The sequence below is a fragment of the Streptomyces sp. NPDC057697 genome, assembly GCF_042799335.1.
GTDB lineage: Bacteria > Actinomycetota > Actinomycetes > Streptomycetales > Streptomycetaceae > Streptomyces.
This window is the reverse complement of sequence record NZ_JBHVJA010000001.1, coordinates 95,125-111,001: the sequence shown is the minus strand read 5'-3', so window position 1 is coordinate 111,001 and position 15,877 is coordinate 95,125. Positions and strand designations below refer to the sequence as shown.

Below are 15,877 nucleotides of genomic sequence, written 5' to 3'. Positions count from 1 at the left end.
GTACGCGCCCCCGCGCGCCGCTCGTCGTGGGGGGGGCGGCCCCCCCCCCGGGCCCGCCGCCGGGCGGGGGGGCGCACCCACCGGGCCGGGCCCCCCGCGGCCCCCCCGTGTTTTCCCCGCGGGCCGCCCCGCCGGACCCGGGGCGCCCACGGCCGTTTCCTTCCGGGGCGGACGCGGCGGGACCGCACGGCAGACGGCAGTCTGAAGACGGGGCCTAGCAGCCGTACGGAGGACCGGGCTGCGAGGGCACCCCCGCGGCCTCGGCGAGGGCCGGGCCCAGGTTCTCCGTGCGCATGCGGCGGTCGACGTAGAGCAGGCCGGTCACCAGCGGCGGGAAGACCGTCGTGATGAACTGGCTGACCAGCTGGCCCAGGGCCATGATCACCATGTAGCCGCTCATGGCGAAGATGATCGCGGTGGGGTTGGGGTCCTCGTCCAGCGTCGCCCCGCCGATGATGCCGGAGAACATTCCGAGGAACGAGAACGGGATCTGGACGACGTAGCTCGCCACGGAGGCCATGGCGATGGCCAGCAGACCCGTCCCGAAGATCCGCCACCAGTCGCCGCGGACCAGTTGGGCCGAGCGGCGCAGGGAGGCCACCGTGGACTGTCCCTCGAACACGGCGGCCGAGGGCGCCAGGCAGAACTTCACATAGAGCCAGATCGCGAGCGGGGCCGTGGCGAAGGTGCCCAGGGAGCCGAGCACCACCCAGGGGGTGGCGCCGGTGTCGTGCGCCAGGGTGATCGAGCCGATCACGAGCGCGAAGAACCCGGCCACCACCAGCACCATCGGGATCATCGCTATCAGACAGGTCAGGATCACGGTCCCGATCACCGTCGGAACACGGGACCGGGCCCGCCGCCAGACGGCGGAGAAGGTGGTCGGCCTGCCCAGCACCGCCTCCTGGAGCACGACGGGGACGGTCGCGTACATCATGGCCGTCGCGACCGAGAAGACGATCACCGTGAGCAGGCAGACGATGCCGAGACCGACCACCAGTGGAACCACGTCGGAGGAGCGCGGCGTCTCGTCGGCGCTGAGCGAGATGATCGTGTGCAGATGGTCGCTGACCGCCGAGTACGCGATCACGACCGTGAGGACCATGATCGCCAGCGCCCCGCCGAACACGACGGCGCCCATGCCGAACAGCTGTTTCCAGTAGCGCCCCAGCGTGCTGAAGGCGCCGCCGAGTATGTCGCCGAGCTTCAGGGGCGCCAGCGGTATCACTCCGGGCTTCGGCGGCGGAGCCCAGGCCCCCCACCCCGGAGTTCCTCCGTACGGTGCTCCGCCCCACCCTGCGTCCTGCGCCACTGTCGCTCCGTCGTCTCTCGTCGTACTGGTGTGCTGCCGGTCGGGACACCGTAACGTCCCGGCCGCCGGAAGCCGCCGTGCTTTCCGTGCGTCCGGCGATGCGTACACTCGTACACATGGGATACGGACTGCTGGCCGCGGCCATCGCGGCGGAGGTGGCCGGCACCACGGCCATGAAGTACAGCGAGGGCTTCACCCGGCTCTGGCCCTCGCTGATCACCGTCGTGGGCTACCTCGTGGCCTTCGGGCTGCTCGCCCAGACGCTGAAGACGCTGTCGGTGGGCACCGCCTACGCCATCTGGGCCGGGATCGGCACCGCCGCGGTCGCCGCCATCGGCATCCTCTTCATGGGCGAGTCCGGCAGTCCGGTCAAGCTGGCGGGCATAGCGCTGGTGATCGCCGGAGTGGTGGTGCTGAATCTGGGCGGGGCCCACTGATGGCGCGCCGCTACGACCCCGAGCGGCGCGACCGCATCATCGACGCCGCGATCAGGGTGGTCGGCGCCCGGGGCATCGCGGGGCTGAGTCATCGGTCGGTCGCGGCCGAGGCGGATGTGCCGCTCGGCTCGACGACGTATCACTTCGCCTCGCTGGACGAGCTGTTGATCGCGGCGCTGCGCCGGTCGAACGAGAACTTCGCCCAGGTCATGCGGGAGGCCGAGGCACTGGCCGATCCGGCGGCGGACCTCGCCGGGGAGCTGGCCGCGCTGCTGGGGCAGTACTTCTCCGGCGGGCGCGGCCGGGCCGAGCTGGAGTACGAGCTCTATCTCGCCGCCCTGCGCAGGCCCGCGCTGCGGCCGGTCGCCGCCGAGTGGACCGACAGCACCGCCGCCCTGCTGTCCCGGCGCACCGACCCGGCCACGGCCCGCGCGCTGATCGCGCTCATGGACGGGATCTGTCTCCAGGTGCTGCTCACCGACGGCGTGTACGACGAGGCGTACGCCCGCGAGATGCTGGGACGGATCACGGGCTGACGGCCCACCGGCGGGCGCGGCGCGGGGGTGCTGCCCGGCGGCGGACGCGGCGGGCGCGGCGGACGCGGCGCGGGCGCCGGGCGGACGCGCGGCCCCTGCGGTGGCCGGTCCGCTTCCGCGGTGGTCCGTCCGCTTCCGTGGCGGCCGGTCCGCTTCCGCGAACGCCCGCCTCGTCTTGCGGGCGCGCGGTCGCCCTGCGGCGGCCCACCGCGACGGCCCGTCCGCCCCCCCGCGAACACCTGCGGACCCCGCGTCGCCCATGAACGCCCCTGAACGCCAGTGAATGTCCGCGAACGCTCATGAACGTCCGTGAACGCCCACGAAAACCCGTAAACGTCCGCGAACGCCCGTGAGGCGCGCGCTAACCCTCCCCGTGCCGCCTCTCCCCGTGCCCCCGTTCCTCAGCACCGTTCGTCAGGCGCCGGACGGACCCGCGTTCCGTACCGCCGCCAGGGCCGCCCCGACGCTCTCCTCGATGTCCGTGATCGGGTAGAACGCCGCGCGCACCGTCCGGTCGCGGTCCACCACCAGGGTCAGCCGCTTCAGCCTGCTGGTTCCCCCCGTACGGAAGGTCGGCAGGCGCAGGGCCGCCGTCAGTTCGAGCTCCGCGTCGGACAGCAGCGGGAACCGCAGCCGCTCCGCCTCCGCGAAGGCCCGCTGCTCGTCCGGGCGCTGGGTGGAGATCCCGCGCACGCTCGCGCCCGCCGCCGTGAACTCGGCGGCGCGGTCGCGGTACGTGCAGGATTCGAGGGTGCAGCCGCTCGTGCCCGGGATCTCGGACCAGCCCGGGGGATAGGCGTCACGGCGGGTGTAGGCGCCGGGGAAGAAGTACAGAACGGTGTACGGGGTGCCGGCGACCGGGTCGCGCGGCGCGCCCTCGTGGTCGGTCAGCCGCAGCTCGGGCAGGCGCGTGCCCACCAGGGCGTGCACCCGGGCCGCCTCCTTCGAGCTCTCCGCGGCCGTCGCCATCGTCTCCCCGTCCCCCAGCACCCAGGTGTCGCCCCAGTCCTGGAGCGCGATCAGCACGGGCAGCAGGGCCCGGCCCCGCCGGGTCAGCCGGTACTCGTACCGGGGCGGCCGGTCCTGGTAGGGCTCCCGGGAGAGCACCCCCGCGTCGACCAGCAGCCGCAGCCGCTCGGTCAGCACCTTGCGGGAGACGCCCAGCTCCTCCTGGAGCGCGTCGAAGCGATGCACCCCGCGCGCGGTGTCCCGCACGATCAGCAGGGTCCACCAGTCGCCGACGACATCGAGCGCCTGGGCGATCGCGCAGTCGGCGTCGGCCAGGCTGGTGCGCTGGGGCATGGTCTCCTCCGTCGGTCTCCCGTATCCGCCGCTTACCGGATTGACCAGCAGGAAAGCATGATGTCATAGTCCGTTCCCAAAGGAAACTCACTGGGGGGTGTCGGGGATGGACTTCTTCGGGGTGGTGCGGGGCGTGCCGCGCACGGTGCGGCTGCTGGCCTTCGGCTCCTTCCTCAACGGGGTCGTCAGCTTCACGTTCGTCTACCTCTTCCTGTATCTGACCGGTCCACGCGGGCTGTGCGTCCCGCAGGCCGGAGTCGTCGCGGGCATCGGCGGCGTCGGCCTGGTCGCGGGGAATTTCACCGGCGGCTGGTTCGGCGACCACTACGGTCACCGCCGGATGCTCCTGACCGGCGCGCTGGTCAGCGGCACCGCACTCGCGGCCCTGCCGCTCCTCCCGGTCGCGGCGATGTACGGGGTGCTGCCGCTCGCGCAGTACGCGGCGGGCGTCGTGCGCGCGGCCAACTCCGCGCTCGTAGCGGTCTCCGTACCCGAGGGCGGACGGCGCCAGAGCTTCGCCCTCGTACGGGCCGGGGGCAACGCCGCGTTCGCCGTGGGCCCGCCGCTGGGCGCGCTGATCGCGGCCCGTTTCTCGTACGACTGGCTGTTCGTCGCGGACGGCCTCGGGACCCTGCTCTTCGCCGGGTACGCGGCGGCGGTGCTCCCGGCGCACGGCACCGCGCACACCCGGCCCGCCCACGATCCCGGCGCGCCCGGCCTCTGGCGGGAGCTGCGGGCCAGGCCGGCCGTGCCGGTGCTGCTCGCCGCGATCCTCTGCGTCGACCTCGTCTACCGGCAGCAGTACGCGACCCTGCCCGTCTTCCTCTCCGAACACGGCCACGGACCGCAGTTCTACGGCTGGCTGCTCTCGGTCAACGGCGGCGTCATCCTGCTGCTGGAACTCCCCGCTGCGCATGTGCTGCGCCGACGGGCGCCCCTGGGCATCGTGGGCGCCGGGCTGCTGCTGGTGGGGCTGGGCTACGCGGTGCTGATCCCGGGGGCCGGGACGCTGTTCGCCGTCACCATGATGGCTTCGCTGACCGCGGGCGAGATCCTCTACAAGACCACCGCGACGGCGTACGTCGCCGACCAGGCCCCCGCCCACGCGCAGGGCCGCTTCCAGAGCCTGTACGCGGGCGCCTCCATCAGCGGCCAGGTACTGGCGCCGCCGCTCGGCGGTGCGCTCTACGCCCACGCGCCCGGACTGCTCTGGCCCGCGTGCGCGCTCCTGGCCTGCGGCGCGGGGGCGGCGGTGCTGGCCGCGCGGCGGCTCCGGGAACCCGGGGCGGGACCGGGAAGGGGGCGGGGGTCGGTGGGTGAGCGGGCTGCGGGGGCCGGAGCCGGGGCCGGGGCTGGTGGGTGAGCGGGCTGTGGAGTCGGTTTCCGGGGAGAGGACGCGGCCCGGCCGAACGGTGAGCGGCTGACCGGGCCCGGTCGGCGGCCGTCCGCCGGGGCTCCCGGGTCCGCGCAGCGACCATTCGGCGGGCTCCGGGGCGTGCGCCGCGACCATCCGGCGAGACCGGTTGGCTCCCGCGGTGCCTCGCCGGTTAGGTTGCGTGTCATGACCGACACGACTCCTGCTCGCACCACCGGCGCCGTCGCCGCCGGCCTCGCCACCATCGCCGGCGACGGTTCCGTTCTCGACACCTGGTTCCCCGCCCCCGAGCTCACCGCCGAGCCCGGCCCCGCCGGAACCGAGCGGCTCACCCCCGACGGGGCCGTCGACCTCCTCGGCGAGGGAGCCGCCAAGGCCATCGGCGTGGACGCCCGCCGGGGTGTCGAGATCGTCGCCGTCCGTACGGTCATCGCCTCGCTCGACGACAAGCCGCTCGACGCACACGACGCGTATCTGCGCCTGCACCTGCTCTCGCACCGCCTCGTCCGGCCGCACGGCCAGAACCTGGACGGAGTCTTCGGCCTCCTCGCCAACGTGGCCTGGACCTCGCTCGGCCCGGTCGCCGTCGACGACGTGGAGAGGGTGCGGCTGAACGCCCGCGCCGAGGGCCTGCACCTCCAGGTCACCTCGGTCGACAAGTTCCCCCGGATGACGGACTACGTCGCTCCGAAGGGCGTCCGGATCGCCGACGCCGACCGGGTCAGGCTGGGCGCCCACCTCGCCGCCGGCACGACCGTCATGCACGAGGGCTTCGTCAACTTCAACGCGGGCACCCTCGGCACGTCGATGGTCGAGGGACGCATCTCCGCGGGCGTCGTCGTCGGCAACGGCTCCGACATCGGCGGCGGCGCCTCCACCATGGGCACCCTCTCCGGTGGCGGCAAGGAGCGCATCGTCATCGGCGAGCGCTGCCTGGTCGGCGCCGAGGCGGGCGTCGGCATCGCGCTCGGCGACGAGTGCGTCGTGGAGGCCGGGCTCTACGTCACGGCCGGCACCCGCGTCACGCTGCCGGACGGCCAGATCGTCAAGGCCCGTGAGCTCTCCGGCGCCTCGAACATCCTCTTCCGCCGCAACTCGGTCTCCGGCGCCGTCGAGGCCCGCCCGAACAACGCGGTCTGGGACGGCCTCAACGACGTCCTGCACAGCCACAACTAGGGCCTTCCGCACGGACCGGACCGGGCACCCCTCAGCCCGTGGCGGCCAGCAGTTCCCGGTGGATCCTGCGCAGCCCGTCGGTCGCCCCGCGCCCGGCGGGCTGCAGCGGTTCACGGACCGGCCCGGCGCCGAGCAGCGCCTTGGCCGTGACCGTACCGGGCAGCCCGGACGCCATCATCGCCTCGGTCAGAGGGGCGTTCAGCAGATTGAGCCGGGCGGCCCCGGCCGTGTCCCCGGCGTCGAACGCGTCCAGGACCGCCCGCAGCTGACGGGGCGCCACATTGGCGACCGTGCTGACATAACCGGCCGCGCCCACCGCGTACAGCGGCAGATTCAGTTCCTCGCAGCCCGAGTAATACGCCAGCGAGGTCGCGCCGATCACCCTCGTGGAGCCGAGCAGGTCGTACGCGCAGTCCTTCACGGCCACGACGCGGGGGTGCTCCGCCAGCCGCAGCAGGGTCTCCGGCTCGATGCGGGTGCCGGTGCGGCCGGGGATGTCGTACAGCATCAGCGGAAGGCCGGACGCGTCGGCGACCCGCCTGAAGTGCGCCTCGACGGCGGCCTGCGGCGGGCGGCTGTAGTAGGGCGTCACCACCAGCAGGCCGTCCGCGCCCGCCCGTTCGGCCTGCCGGGCGAGCTCCACGGTGTGCCGGGTGTCCGCGCTGCCGACCCCGGCGACGATCGGCACGCCGTCCCCGACCGCAGCCCGGACGGCCCGCAGCAGCGCGGTCTTCTCGGCGTCGCTGGTGGTCGGGGACTCGCCGGTGGTGCCGCTCAGCACCAGGCCGTCGCAGCCGTCCGCGACCAGCGCGGCGGCATGCCTTCCGGCGGCGTCCGGGTCCAGCTCGCCGGAGGCGGTGAACGGAGTGATCATGGCGCAGAGCGTGCGGCCGAAGAGAGGTGCCGATGTGGTCATGTCCCAGAGTCTCGGTCGGCCGGACCGTGAGGGTCCACTTAGATCTGCTTGAGGTGCGGGGCAAGAAGAATTCAACAGTCGCCGGCCGGGGCTCCGCGCTCTGGCATGATCGAACACCTATGCGGCAGGCCGAGACCGGGGTGGATGCGTGAGCGTGCGGGGACTGGCGGGGGCGGGGACCGGAACGAGGACCGGGAGACGGAGGCCGCTGACGGCCGCGCTCCTTGCCGGGGGGCTGGGCCTCTCGCTCTCCGGGTGCGCGGGGTTCCTCGTACCGGCGGGCGAGGGCGAGCCGGCGCCCACGCCGAGCGGTTCGTACCTGGTGCACGCCGACAAGCTGCCGACGCCCTTCCCGAGCGTCTCCGTCGTGGTCCCGGACCGGCCGCCGGCCGCGCAGGGGCCCGCCCCCACGCCCACCGTCCCGGGCGGCTGCCCGTCCTCCGGCGTCGTGGTCGGGATGGGCGAGGTGGAGGCGGCGCTCGGCCACCGGGCCGTCGGGCTCACCCTCACCAACTGCGGCAGCAAGCCGTACCGGGTCCACGGCTACCCGTCCGTCCGGGCCCTGGACCGGGCCGGTGACCCGCTGCCGGTCCCGGTGAACCCGGGCTCGTCCTACATGGGCACCGACCGGGGCCCGCAGGAGATCGAGCTGAAGCCGGGGAAGACGGTGCGCTCGCTGCTGGCCTGGGTCTCCACCCCGACCGGCGGCGACCTCGTCGAGGGCGACGCCCTGGAGATCGCGCCGGCCCCCGGCATGGAGGCGCGGACCTTCCCGCTGGAGGGCAGCGACGTACGGCTGCTCGACGAGCTCAACATGACCGCCTGGCGCACCGGCCCCGCCTAGGTCCTGTCCTCGAACTGCCGTCTGCCGTGCGGCGTCCGGCACGCACGCTCGCCGCGTGGTCGCGATCGCACGCACCGGACACCGCCGGGTCCGCCCGCCGGGCCCGTCTTCCGGGCGGCGACGCCGCTTCGAGGACGGGTCCGAGCGGCACCGGGACGGGAGCAACGGGATCAGAGGGCGAGCCTGAAGCCCTCGTGGCTGCGGGCGAAGCCCAGCGACTCGTAGAACCGGTGCGCGGCGGTGCGCGGCTTGCCGCTGGTCAGCTGCATCAGCCCGCACCCGCGCAGCCGGGCCCGGTCCACGGCCTGCTTCATCAGCTCCCGCCCCAGCCCGCCGCCCCGCCGGTCGGCCCTGATCCGTACCGCCTCGATCAGCGCCCGCTCCTGGCCGTGCCGGCCGAGACCGGGTATGTACGTCGCCTGCGCACAGCCCAGCACCGTGTCGCCGTCCACCAGCACCAGCATCTCGTTGCGCGGGTCGCTCTCGATGGCGGCGAAGGCCCGCTCGTACGGGGCGTCGACCACGACCGTGGCCGGATCGACGACCCGATCCTCGTCGGCGAGCAGGGCGAGAACGGCCGGCAGGTCGGCCCGGGTGGCGGTGCGCAGGATCATGCCCGCGAGTCTGTCACGGGCGCCACGGCGCTCAGCGGCGGGCCATGTAGAGGGTGAAGGCCCTGTGGAGCAGCTTGCTGAGGGGATAGTCCCACTCGCCGATGTACTCCGCGGCCCGGCCGCCCGTGCCGACCTTGAAGCGCAGCAGGCCCACCAGATGGTTGCCCTCGTCCAGGGTGTCGGTGATGCCGCGCAGGTCGTACACCGCCGCGCCCCGCTCGTGCGCGTCGCTCATCATGCGCCACTGGATGGCGTTGCTGGGCTGCACCTCGCGCTTGCGGCCGGTCGAGGCGCCGTAGGAGTACCAGACGTGATTCCCCACCGTCAGCATCGTCGCCGCGGAGAGCGTCTCCCCGTCGTGCTGCGCGAGATAGAGCCGCATCCGGTCGGGGTCCTCGGCCCGCAGCGCGGTCCACATGCGCTGGAAGTAGGCGAGCGGACGGGGGATGAAGCGGTCCCGCTCGGCCGTCTCGCGGTACAGCTCGTAGAAGGCCGGGAGGTCCTCGTAGTCGCCCTCGACGACCTTGACGCCCGCCTTCTCCGCCTTCTTGATGTTGCGCCGCCACTGCTGGTTCAGATTGCCCCGGACCTCCTCCAGCGACAGCCCGGCGAACGGCACCTGGAAGACGTACCGGGGCTGGCCCGCGCCGAAACCGTCCTCGCTCTCCTCCTCGCCCCGCCGCCAGCCCAGCGCGCGCAGCCGCTCCACGACCTCGGCGGCCCGCGGCTCCTCGTCGTCCGGCGGCACGTCGCGCAGCCGTCCGGCGGCCGGGTCGGCGATGGCGTCCTTGACGGTCCGGGCCTCCCAGTGGCGCGCGACCACCGGCGGGCCCATGCGCACCGAGAACGCGCCCCGCCCCTTCAGATGCGCCAGCATCGGCTCCAGCCACTGCCCCAGGTCCGCGGTGTGCCAGTCGATGACCGGGCCCTCCGGCAGATAGGCCAGATAGCGCTTCACCCGGGGGATCGGCCGGTACAGGACCAGCCCGGCGCCGACGATCCGCTCCCCGCCCCCGCCGTCCCGGTCGAACCAGCCGATGCTCTCCGCGCGCCAGTCGGGCTTCGCGTCGCCCCACGACGGGACCTGCATATGGCTCGCGGCGGGACGGCTCGCGACGAACGCCAGGTGCTCCTCGCGGCTGATCGTCCTCAGATGCGGTGCCATGCGGTGCTCCGTTTCGTTGTGCCGACGGTGTCGACAGGGCGTGCTGTTGACCTCAGGCGAACTTGAGGTATCAGGGTGGTCCGTGACGGCGCGCCACCCCGGTGCGCCCGCCAGGGAGGCCCTGTCATGAGCGTGCGATTCGAATCCGGTCCCGATCTTGCCCGTAACGACGCCGGACTGGTCAAGGCGAGCACCTGGGACGCCGGCACCCCGGAGCGCATGCGGCGGACGGTCGAGGCCATTCGCGAGGCGTGGGAGAGCCGGGACTGGCCGCATCCGGGACTTCTTTCGTACACCGTCCACGCCGGTGAGGACGGCAGGACCCTCTTCCACTACAGCCAGTGGAGTGACGAGCAGGCGTACCAGGACTTCTTCCGGCACGGCAGGGACGAGCGGAACGCCGACATCGACGCCGCCGTGCCCGGCCTCGGGCGGCTCGGGCTGCACACCCTGGAGCTCTACCGGTCCACGCCGCCGCGCGAGGACGACGGGCGGGAACCGGGGTGCGTCGTGATCGTCGACGTCGAGTTCGAGGGCGCGGACAAGGCGCGGCAACGGGACTGGGTGGACGCCGTGTTCGAGGCGCTGGGGACCGACCCGGCGCCCGCCCCCGGCGGCATCGCCGCGCATTTCCACGTGAGCACCGACGGGACGCGGGTACTGAACTACGCCGAATGGGAGAGCGCCGCCGCCCACGCCGGCGCACTGGCCGCGCCCGGCGACGGGGTCGGATCGCGGACCCCGCAGTGGGAACGGGTGCAGACGTACCCGGGGGTGACCGGCGGGGGCGTGCACCGGTACGCGCCCGCCCTCAGCATGCGGCCGGGGGCGGGCGCGTAGCACCGCTACGGGCGGAAGCGCAGCACCTGCGGGTCGTGGTCGCTGTTCTGGTCGGCGAACTCGGCGTTGATGTGGACGCTGTCGTACTGGAAACGGCGTATCGACGGGCTGGTCAGGATCTGGTCGAGCACCTGGCTGTTGCCCTGGTACACGTAGGTGTAACGCTCCGAGCGCGGCAGGGACTTGATCGCCGGGTACAGCGCGCCCCCGGCGGTCAGGGCCTTGGCGGTGCCGGAGAACTCGAAGTCGTTGATGTCGCCGACGACCAGGACGTCCGCGTTCTTCTGGACGCTCAGCAGCTTCTTGACGAAGGTGTTGACCGCCCGGCCCTGCGCGTGCCGCTGGACCTCCGAGGAACGGGTCGGCGGCTGGTGCTCCGAGAAGATGGACTCGTCGCCGCCCTTGGACGCGAAGTGGTTGGCGACCACGAAGACCGGACGGCCGCGGAAGGCGAACTCGCCGACGAGCGGCTTGCGGCTGTTCTCCCACGCCGTGTTCGTCGGGTCGATCCGGCCGGGGGAGTGCGTCAGGGCGGCACGGCCCCGCTCCCGCACGACACCGGTCGCCGTCGTCGCGTCGCCACCGGCCCGGTCGGTGAACGAGACCCGCTCCGGGTTGAAGAGGAACACCTGACGGATGTTGCCGCCGGGCTCGCCGCCGTCCTTCTTGTCCTCCGGGTCGATGGAGCGCCACTCGTACGCCGGGCCGCCCGCCGCCACGATCGCGTCGGTGAACTTCTTCACCGTCAGATCGGCGGCGACCGTGCCGTCGTCCTTCGCGCCGTTGTCGTCCTGGATCTCCTCCAGCGCCACGATGTCGGGCGAGGCGAGGTTGTCGACGACCGCGGCGGCGAGCGCGTCGAACTTCTCCTGCGGGTCGGTCGGGTCCAGGTTCTCGACGTTGTACGTCGCCACGGCCAGCTCGTCGCCGCGCTGCTTGCGGGTGACCTCCCGCCGCAGCCCCTTGGCGGCGACCTCGCCCATGGTGCGGGCGGTCAGCGTGTAGCCGCCGTACTGGTTGAAGTCGAGCGGGCCCTCGGTCGTACCGGTCAGCACATCGCCCACGTCGGCCTTGGGGAAGGGCTGCTCGGCGAGCGGCACCAGCGACTGGATCTGGATCCGGCCGGTGTTCTGCGCGTCGTACGAGCCGTAGACCGTGCCGCCCCGACGGGCGTCGTTCTCGCGCGGCTTCACCGTCACCCACAGCTCGGCGTGCGTGTCGGTGGCGCCGACCACCCGCGAGGTGCCGACGCTGACGTTCATCCCTTCGATCGACTCGTAGTAGTCGAGGGCGTAGCGCGACGGCCGCAGGGGCAGCGCGTTGACGGAGCCGCCCGCCGCCGGGTCGCCCGCCGGGGAGTACCGGGACGGGACCGAGCGCTCCGTGATCCGCACCGGTGCGGGCAGCGCGTTGCCGGAGGACACCACGGCGACGGTCGGCTTGCTGATCTGGGTGAGCGACTGGTTGCCGGAGTCGAGGCCGCCCGGCACGTACTCGGTGACCGTGCCGGAGACGGTGACCGCGTCACCGACCGCCACGGTCGGCGCGGAGCCGGTGTAGACGAAGATGCCCTCGCTGGTGGCGGGATCGGCGTCCGGGTGCGGGTCCTGGAACCAGAAGCCCTTCGAGCCGTACGTCCGCACGCCGGTGACGACGCCCGTCACCCCGCCGACCTGCCGGCCGACGAGCGGGGAGATCCGGGTGGAGCCCTGGATGTCGTGGATCCGGACCTGGCCGTCCACGGCCGGGGCGGAGGAGGAGGCGGACGCGGAGGTGGTGGCGGCGCCGGTGAGCAGGCCGGCGGCGAGCGCGGCGGTGACCACGGCGGAGACGGCGGTGGTTCTGGAGGATGCGGCAGGCATCGGGGCTCCGGAGGTATCGAGGGGCGGAGTAGGTCTACGCGCGTCAATCTCTTGTGTGCGCAAGGCCGTTGTCAAGGGCTCCCGGGTGGACTGCCGCTGTCCGTTGCATGAACCGGGCGGCATGGGGCGAAATGCGTCTACGCTGGGGCCGCCCGATCGGTACACCCGGTGCGCCTGGTCCCCGTGTCCAGGCACGCCCGGCCCGTACGCCCGGTACGCCCCGAGGAGAACCAGCAGATGTCCGCAGAGCCCCCCACCCTGCCGCCCGTACGGCTGCGCACCGAGGCCGAGCTGGCACGGGACGCGCTGGCCGCGCCGCTGCTCGCCCGCGCCGTCCGGCTCGCCCGCTGGGCCGGCCCCGGGACGAGGGTCGGTGCCGGTGGCGAGCTCGTCGACGCGCAACTGCCCGCGGCGGCCGAGCACCTCGGCCTGACGGCCGACGAGGACGGTGCGGCGGAGGCGAGCGAGGCGTGGCGGCTCGCGGTCGACACGGGGCTCGTCGACGTGGTGGAACCCGGCGAGGACGCCGGTCCGGACGCGGAGGGCACCGCGGCCGCCGGGGCCAACCTGGCGCTCGTCACCGGCGGTTCACCGCAGGACGTCCTGTCGATCTGGCTCGACGGCCTGGAGGCCGTCCACGCCGACGCCACCGCGCCGGTCTTCGACGACCTCGCCGAACTCGTGGGCGAGGACGGCTCGATCGACTTCGAGTCCCTGGACTGGGACCCGGAGGCGGAGGCGGAGTTCCTCGACGGGGTGCTCGGCAATCTGTACCTGCTCACCGTCGGCGACGGCCACGGCGGCACCGAACCGGTCCCCGTCCCGCTGCCCGCCCTCGCCGCGTCGGTCATCGTCCCCGACGACATGGGGGAACCGACCGACGACATCCTGGAGCAGGTGTCCGAGGCGATGATGCGTCTGGACGACCAGTTCCGGGTCCTGGAACCCGTCGGGATCGTCGAATACCGCCCGGTGGACGAGGCGTTGCTGGTCGAGGAGGGCGAGCACGCCACCCCGCCGGCCGACGACGAGGACGTCACCCGGTACGGCATGGTGCAGCTCACCCCTCTCGGCCTGTACGGCCTGCGGTCCCGGATGCTGGAGGCCGGGGTGGACGCCCCGGCGATCGGTGACTTCGCGGACAAGGGAGCCGACGCGCTGCTCGGCGGCATCGCGCACTACCCGGAGGCGGCGGCCGGCAGCGAGGTCGAGCTGTGGCTCGCCCGGCGCGGCGGTGCGGAGGACTCGGCGGCCGAACTCCTCGCCGCGGCGCGCGGCACGGACCCGGAGGCGCCGCTGCGCAGGCTCCACTGCCAGCAGGCGCTCGCCCTGGTCGGCGCGGAGGCGGAACCCGCGGTCCGCGCGGTGCTGGACGACCCCGAGCTGGGCGGCCTCGCGCGGGTCTGGCTCGCGGAGCTGGGCGCGGCCGGGGTGCCCGCGCCGCCGGAGTCGATGATCTTCTGGCTCGCCATCGACACGATCGCGGCCCAGTTGGAGGCCGACGGCGATCTGGACGAGCTCCAGGGCCTGGTCGAGGGTCTGGCGGGCCAGCACAGCGGCTTCTTCGACGAGGCGTGGCGGGTGGAGCACCCGGCGACCGCGGACGTCCTCGAAGCGATGGGGCGGCTGCACGGCGACAAGAAGAAGGCCAAGGAGGCCCGCAAGGCGGCGTTCAAGGCCCGCTCGCGCAAGGGGGCCTGACGCCCCGGCCGTTCGCGGTACGGGCGGCGCGGAGGGGGACGGGCGGCGGACGGCGGCTTCGGGGCGGGGGTTCGGCCAGGAGCCCGTCCGCCGGATCACGGCCGGGCTCGCGGCGGACGGCCCCAGTGCACAGGAAGGATGCCCCCGGGCGTCGCCTGCCGTTCAACCGGCGTTGGCACGGGGGCGCGACGGTGGGCGCGCCAACAACCCGCCCAGTCGCCCCAGGAGTACGTGATGCCGCCCTTCACGCGCAGGGAATTCACCAGACAGTCCGCCCTCACGGGCGCCGGTATCGCGCTGACCGGCACCGTCGCGGCGCTGGCCACCGCCCCCGGCGCGCTGGCGGCCGGGGGCCCGGCCCACGGGCACGACGGACACGACCACGGGCACGACGGGCACGGGCACGACCACGATCACGGGCACGGCCACGGCCGCGAGCCCGGCTACGGCCCGCTGATCGCCGACCCCGAGGGCCTGCTCGCGCTCCCCGCGGGCTTCTCGTACCGGGTCATCACCCACAGCGGTGTCACCAGGCTGGAGTCCGGTGAGTACACCCCCTCCAACCACGACGGCACGGCCGCCTTCGAGGGCCCGCGCGGCGTCACCCTGCTCGTCAACAACCACGAGCTCAGCGGTGTCCGCGCGGACTGGGAACACCCGGTGCCGCTCACCGAGGGCCTCGTCTACGACCCGGTCGCGGCGGGCGGCTGCACCGTCGTGGAGACCCGTCGCGACGGCCGTACCGCCGAATGGGTCGGCATCGCCGGTACGTCCACCAACTGCGCCGGGGGCGCCACCCCGTGGGGCACCTGGCTCACCTGCGAGGAGACCGAGGACAAGGCGGGCAAGAAGGGCCTGCTCAAGGACCACGGCTATGTCTTCGAGGTCGACCCGTACGACAGGCGCGCCAACCGCGACCCGCGCCCGGTCAAGGCGTTCGGCCGGTACGCCCACGAGGCCGTCGTCATCGACCCCGGGCTCGGCCACGCCTATCTGACCGAGGACGCCTCCGGCCCCAACGGACTGCTCTACCGCTGGGTTCCGCCGCACGGCTTCCGGCACGGCCGCGGCAAGCTGCGCACCCTCGCCGACGACGCCGGTGTCCTCCAGGCCACCAGGTGTTTCGACCGCAACGGCGCGTTCGTCGACGACCTGTCCCGCGCCACCAGGATCGGCACGGTGTACGGCGTGGACTGGGTCGACGTACCCGACCGGGACGCCAAGTCCGTCTCGGTGCGCAAGCAGTTCGCCGACGGCGAGGTCACCCGCGCCCGCAAGCTCGAAGGCATGTGGTGGGGCGACGGCGGCGCCTACATCGTCTCCTCGTTCGCCCGCTCCGAGAGCCCCGTCCAGCACGACGGCCAGGTCTGGTTCTACGACCCCAAGCGCCGCACGCTGACGCTGAAGGTGCTCCTCGGGGTGAACGCGGACCCTTCGAAGGACGGCGCCTTCGACGGCCCGGACAACATCACCGTCTCGCCCTACGGCGGCCTGGTCATCGCCGAGGACGGCGACGGCGTCCAGCACCTCTTCGGGGCGACCGGGAGCGGCCGCACCTACCCCATCGCGCGCAACGAGCTGAACATCGGCAGCGCACAGGAGCCGGAGTACAGCGAGTTCACCGGGGTCACGTTCTCGCCCGACGGCCGGACGCTGTTCGCCAACATCCAGACGCCGGGGATCATGCTCGCCATCACCGGTCCGTGGAGGCGCCGGCCGGAGAAGCAGCGGTAGCCCGTACGGGTGTCCCGGTGCGGGGCATCCGGGCGCGGGGCACCGAGCCCGGACGACGGCGGA

The 15,877-nt window shown here is 73.3% G+C and carries 14 protein-coding genes; 8 read left to right on the top strand and 6 right to left on the bottom strand.

Going from position 1 to position 15,877, the window contains the following annotated elements; translation table 11 throughout:
• Nucleotides 1-214 precede the first annotated feature (214 nt).
• Entirely contained in the window at nt 215-1,228 is a 1,014-nt protein-coding gene (locus ACFVFH_RS00535; RefSeq protein WP_383761372.1) for a hypothetical protein, read from the bottom strand.
• Nucleotides 1,229-1,428: 200 nt separating this feature from the next.
• Here ACFVFH_RS00535 and ACFVFH_RS00530 point away from each other — a divergent pair, with 200 nt between their 5' ends.
• Both ACFVFH_RS00530 and ACFVFH_RS00525 read left to right on the top strand, forming a co-directional pair.
• Entirely contained in the window at nt 1,429-1,749 is a 321-nt protein-coding gene (locus tag ACFVFH_RS00530) for a multidrug efflux SMR transporter (protein ID WP_342282776.1), read from the top strand.
• Nucleotides 1,749-2,285 (top strand): TetR/AcrR family transcriptional regulator, encoded by a 537-nt coding sequence (locus ACFVFH_RS00525; protein WP_383761367.1) that lies wholly within the window; start codon nt 1,749-1,751, stop codon nt 2,283-2,285. Before ACFVFH_RS00530 ends, ACFVFH_RS00525 begins: the two co-directional genes overlap by 1 nt.
• 414 nt (nt 2,286-2,699) lie before the next feature.
• Here ACFVFH_RS00525 and ACFVFH_RS00520 read toward each other — a convergent pair whose 3' ends face one another.
• Nucleotides 2,700-3,587 carry a winged helix-turn-helix transcriptional regulator gene (locus ACFVFH_RS00520; protein ID WP_383761365.1) on the bottom strand — a complete coding sequence of 296 codons (888 nt, stop codon included), beginning with the start codon at nt 3,585-3,587 and terminating at the stop codon, nt 2,700-2,702.
• Nucleotides 3,588-3,693: 106 nt separating this feature from the next.
• Between ACFVFH_RS00520 and ACFVFH_RS00515 the strand changes: the two genes are divergently transcribed.
• Nucleotides 3,694-4,950 carry an MFS transporter gene (locus ACFVFH_RS00515; RefSeq protein WP_383761362.1) on the top strand — a complete coding sequence of 419 codons (1,257 nt, stop codon included), beginning with the start codon at nt 3,694-3,696 and terminating at the stop codon, nt 4,948-4,950.
• A gap of 198 nt (nt 4,951-5,148) precedes the next feature.
• Nucleotides 5,149-6,138 (top strand): 2,3,4,5-tetrahydropyridine-2,6-dicarboxylate N-succinyltransferase, encoded by a 990-nt coding sequence (dapD, locus tag ACFVFH_RS00510; RefSeq protein ID WP_383761359.1) that lies wholly within the window; start codon nt 5,149-5,151, stop codon nt 6,136-6,138.
• 31 nt (nt 6,139-6,169) lie between these two features.
• Here dapD and dapA read toward each other — a convergent pair whose 3' ends face one another.
• A complete protein-coding gene (dapA, locus tag ACFVFH_RS00505) occupies nt 6,170-7,054 on the bottom strand; it encodes a 4-hydroxy-tetrahydrodipicolinate synthase (protein ID WP_383761357.1) in 885 nt (294 codons plus the stop codon).
• Nucleotides 7,055-7,202: 148 nt separating this feature from the next.
• On the opposite strand from dapA, the gene ACFVFH_RS00500 reads away from it, so the two are divergent.
• A complete protein-coding gene (locus ACFVFH_RS00500) occupies nt 7,203-7,898 on the top strand; it encodes a DUF4232 domain-containing protein (RefSeq protein WP_383761356.1) in 696 nt (231 codons plus the stop codon).
• A gap of 170 nt (nt 7,899-8,068) precedes the next feature.
• On the opposite strand, the gene ACFVFH_RS00495 is transcribed toward ACFVFH_RS00500, so the two are convergent.
• The gene (locus ACFVFH_RS00495; protein WP_383761353.1) at nt 8,069-8,512 is read right to left on the bottom strand and encodes a GNAT family N-acetyltransferase; all 444 of its coding nucleotides are present in this window, start codon (nt 8,510-8,512) and stop codon (nt 8,069-8,071) included.
• A gap of 31 nt (nt 8,513-8,543) precedes the next feature.
• The gene (locus ACFVFH_RS00490; RefSeq protein WP_383761351.1) at nt 8,544-9,677 is read right to left on the bottom strand and encodes a lipid II:glycine glycyltransferase FemX; all 1,134 of its coding nucleotides are present in this window, start codon (nt 9,675-9,677) and stop codon (nt 8,544-8,546) included.
• Nucleotides 9,678-9,803: 126 nt separating this feature from the next.
• On the opposite strand from ACFVFH_RS00490, the gene ACFVFH_RS00485 reads away from it, so the two are divergent.
• The gene (locus ACFVFH_RS00485; protein WP_383761348.1) at nt 9,804-10,517 is read left to right on the top strand and encodes an antibiotic biosynthesis monooxygenase; all 714 of its coding nucleotides are present in this window, start codon (nt 9,804-9,806) and stop codon (nt 10,515-10,517) included.
• 5 nt (nt 10,518-10,522) lie between these two features.
• On the opposite strand, the gene ACFVFH_RS00480 is transcribed toward ACFVFH_RS00485, so the two are convergent.
• Nucleotides 10,523-12,379, bottom strand: coding sequence for an endonuclease/exonuclease/phosphatase family protein (locus ACFVFH_RS00480; protein ID WP_383761345.1), 1,857 nt, complete (start codon nt 12,377-12,379; stop codon nt 10,523-10,525).
• A 237-nt stretch (nt 12,380-12,616) separates the two neighbouring features.
• Between ACFVFH_RS00480 and ACFVFH_RS00475 the strand changes: the two genes are divergently transcribed.
• On the top strand, nt 12,617-14,080 hold the full coding sequence (locus tag ACFVFH_RS00475) for a hypothetical protein (protein WP_383761343.1): 1,464 nt from the start codon (nt 12,617-12,619) through the stop codon (nt 14,078-14,080).
• Between the two features lie 234 nt (nt 14,081-14,314).
• Entirely contained in the window at nt 14,315-15,814 is a 1,500-nt protein-coding gene (locus tag ACFVFH_RS00470) for an alkaline phosphatase PhoX (protein WP_383761341.1), read from the top strand.
• Nucleotides 15,815-15,877 lie beyond the last annotated feature (63 nt).

What these genes read in the sequence shown, in the direction of transcription:
- ACFVFH_RS00490 (WP_383761351.1), bottom strand. Translation starts at nt 9,677, where the DNA reads ATGGCACCGCATCTGAGGACGATCAGCCGCGAGGAGCACCTGGCGTTC.
- ACFVFH_RS00485 (WP_383761348.1), top strand. Translation starts at nt 9,804, where the DNA reads ATGAGCGTGCGATTCGAATCCGGTCCCGATCTTGCCCGTAACGACGCC.
- ACFVFH_RS00495 (WP_383761353.1), bottom strand. Translation starts at nt 8,512, where the DNA reads ATGATCCTGCGCACCGCCACCCGGGCCGACCTGCCGGCCGTTCTCGCC.
- ACFVFH_RS00470 (WP_383761341.1), top strand. Translation starts at nt 14,315, where the DNA reads ATGCCGCCCTTCACGCGCAGGGAATTCACCAGACAGTCCGCCCTCACG.
- dapD (WP_383761359.1), top strand. Translation starts at nt 5,149, where the DNA reads ATGACCGACACGACTCCTGCTCGCACCACCGGCGCCGTCGCCGCCGGC.
- ACFVFH_RS00520 (WP_383761365.1), bottom strand. Translation starts at nt 3,587, where the DNA reads ATGCCCCAGCGCACCAGCCTGGCCGACGCCGACTGCGCGATCGCCCAG.
- dapA (WP_383761357.1), bottom strand. Translation starts at nt 7,054, where the DNA reads ATGACCACATCGGCACCTCTCTTCGGCCGCACGCTCTGCGCCATGATC.
- ACFVFH_RS00525 (WP_383761367.1), top strand. Translation starts at nt 1,749, where the DNA reads ATGGCGCGCCGCTACGACCCCGAGCGGCGCGACCGCATCATCGACGCC.
- ACFVFH_RS00480 (WP_383761345.1), bottom strand. Translation starts at nt 12,379, where the DNA reads ATGCCTGCCGCATCCTCCAGAACCACCGCCGTCTCCGCCGTGGTCACC.
- ACFVFH_RS00475 (WP_383761343.1), top strand. Translation starts at nt 12,617, where the DNA reads ATGTCCGCAGAGCCCCCCACCCTGCCGCCCGTACGGCTGCGCACCGAG.
- ACFVFH_RS00515 (WP_383761362.1), top strand. Translation starts at nt 3,694, where the DNA reads ATGGACTTCTTCGGGGTGGTGCGGGGCGTGCCGCGCACGGTGCGGCTG.
- ACFVFH_RS00530 (WP_342282776.1), top strand. Translation starts at nt 1,429, where the DNA reads ATGGGATACGGACTGCTGGCCGCGGCCATCGCGGCGGAGGTGGCCGGC.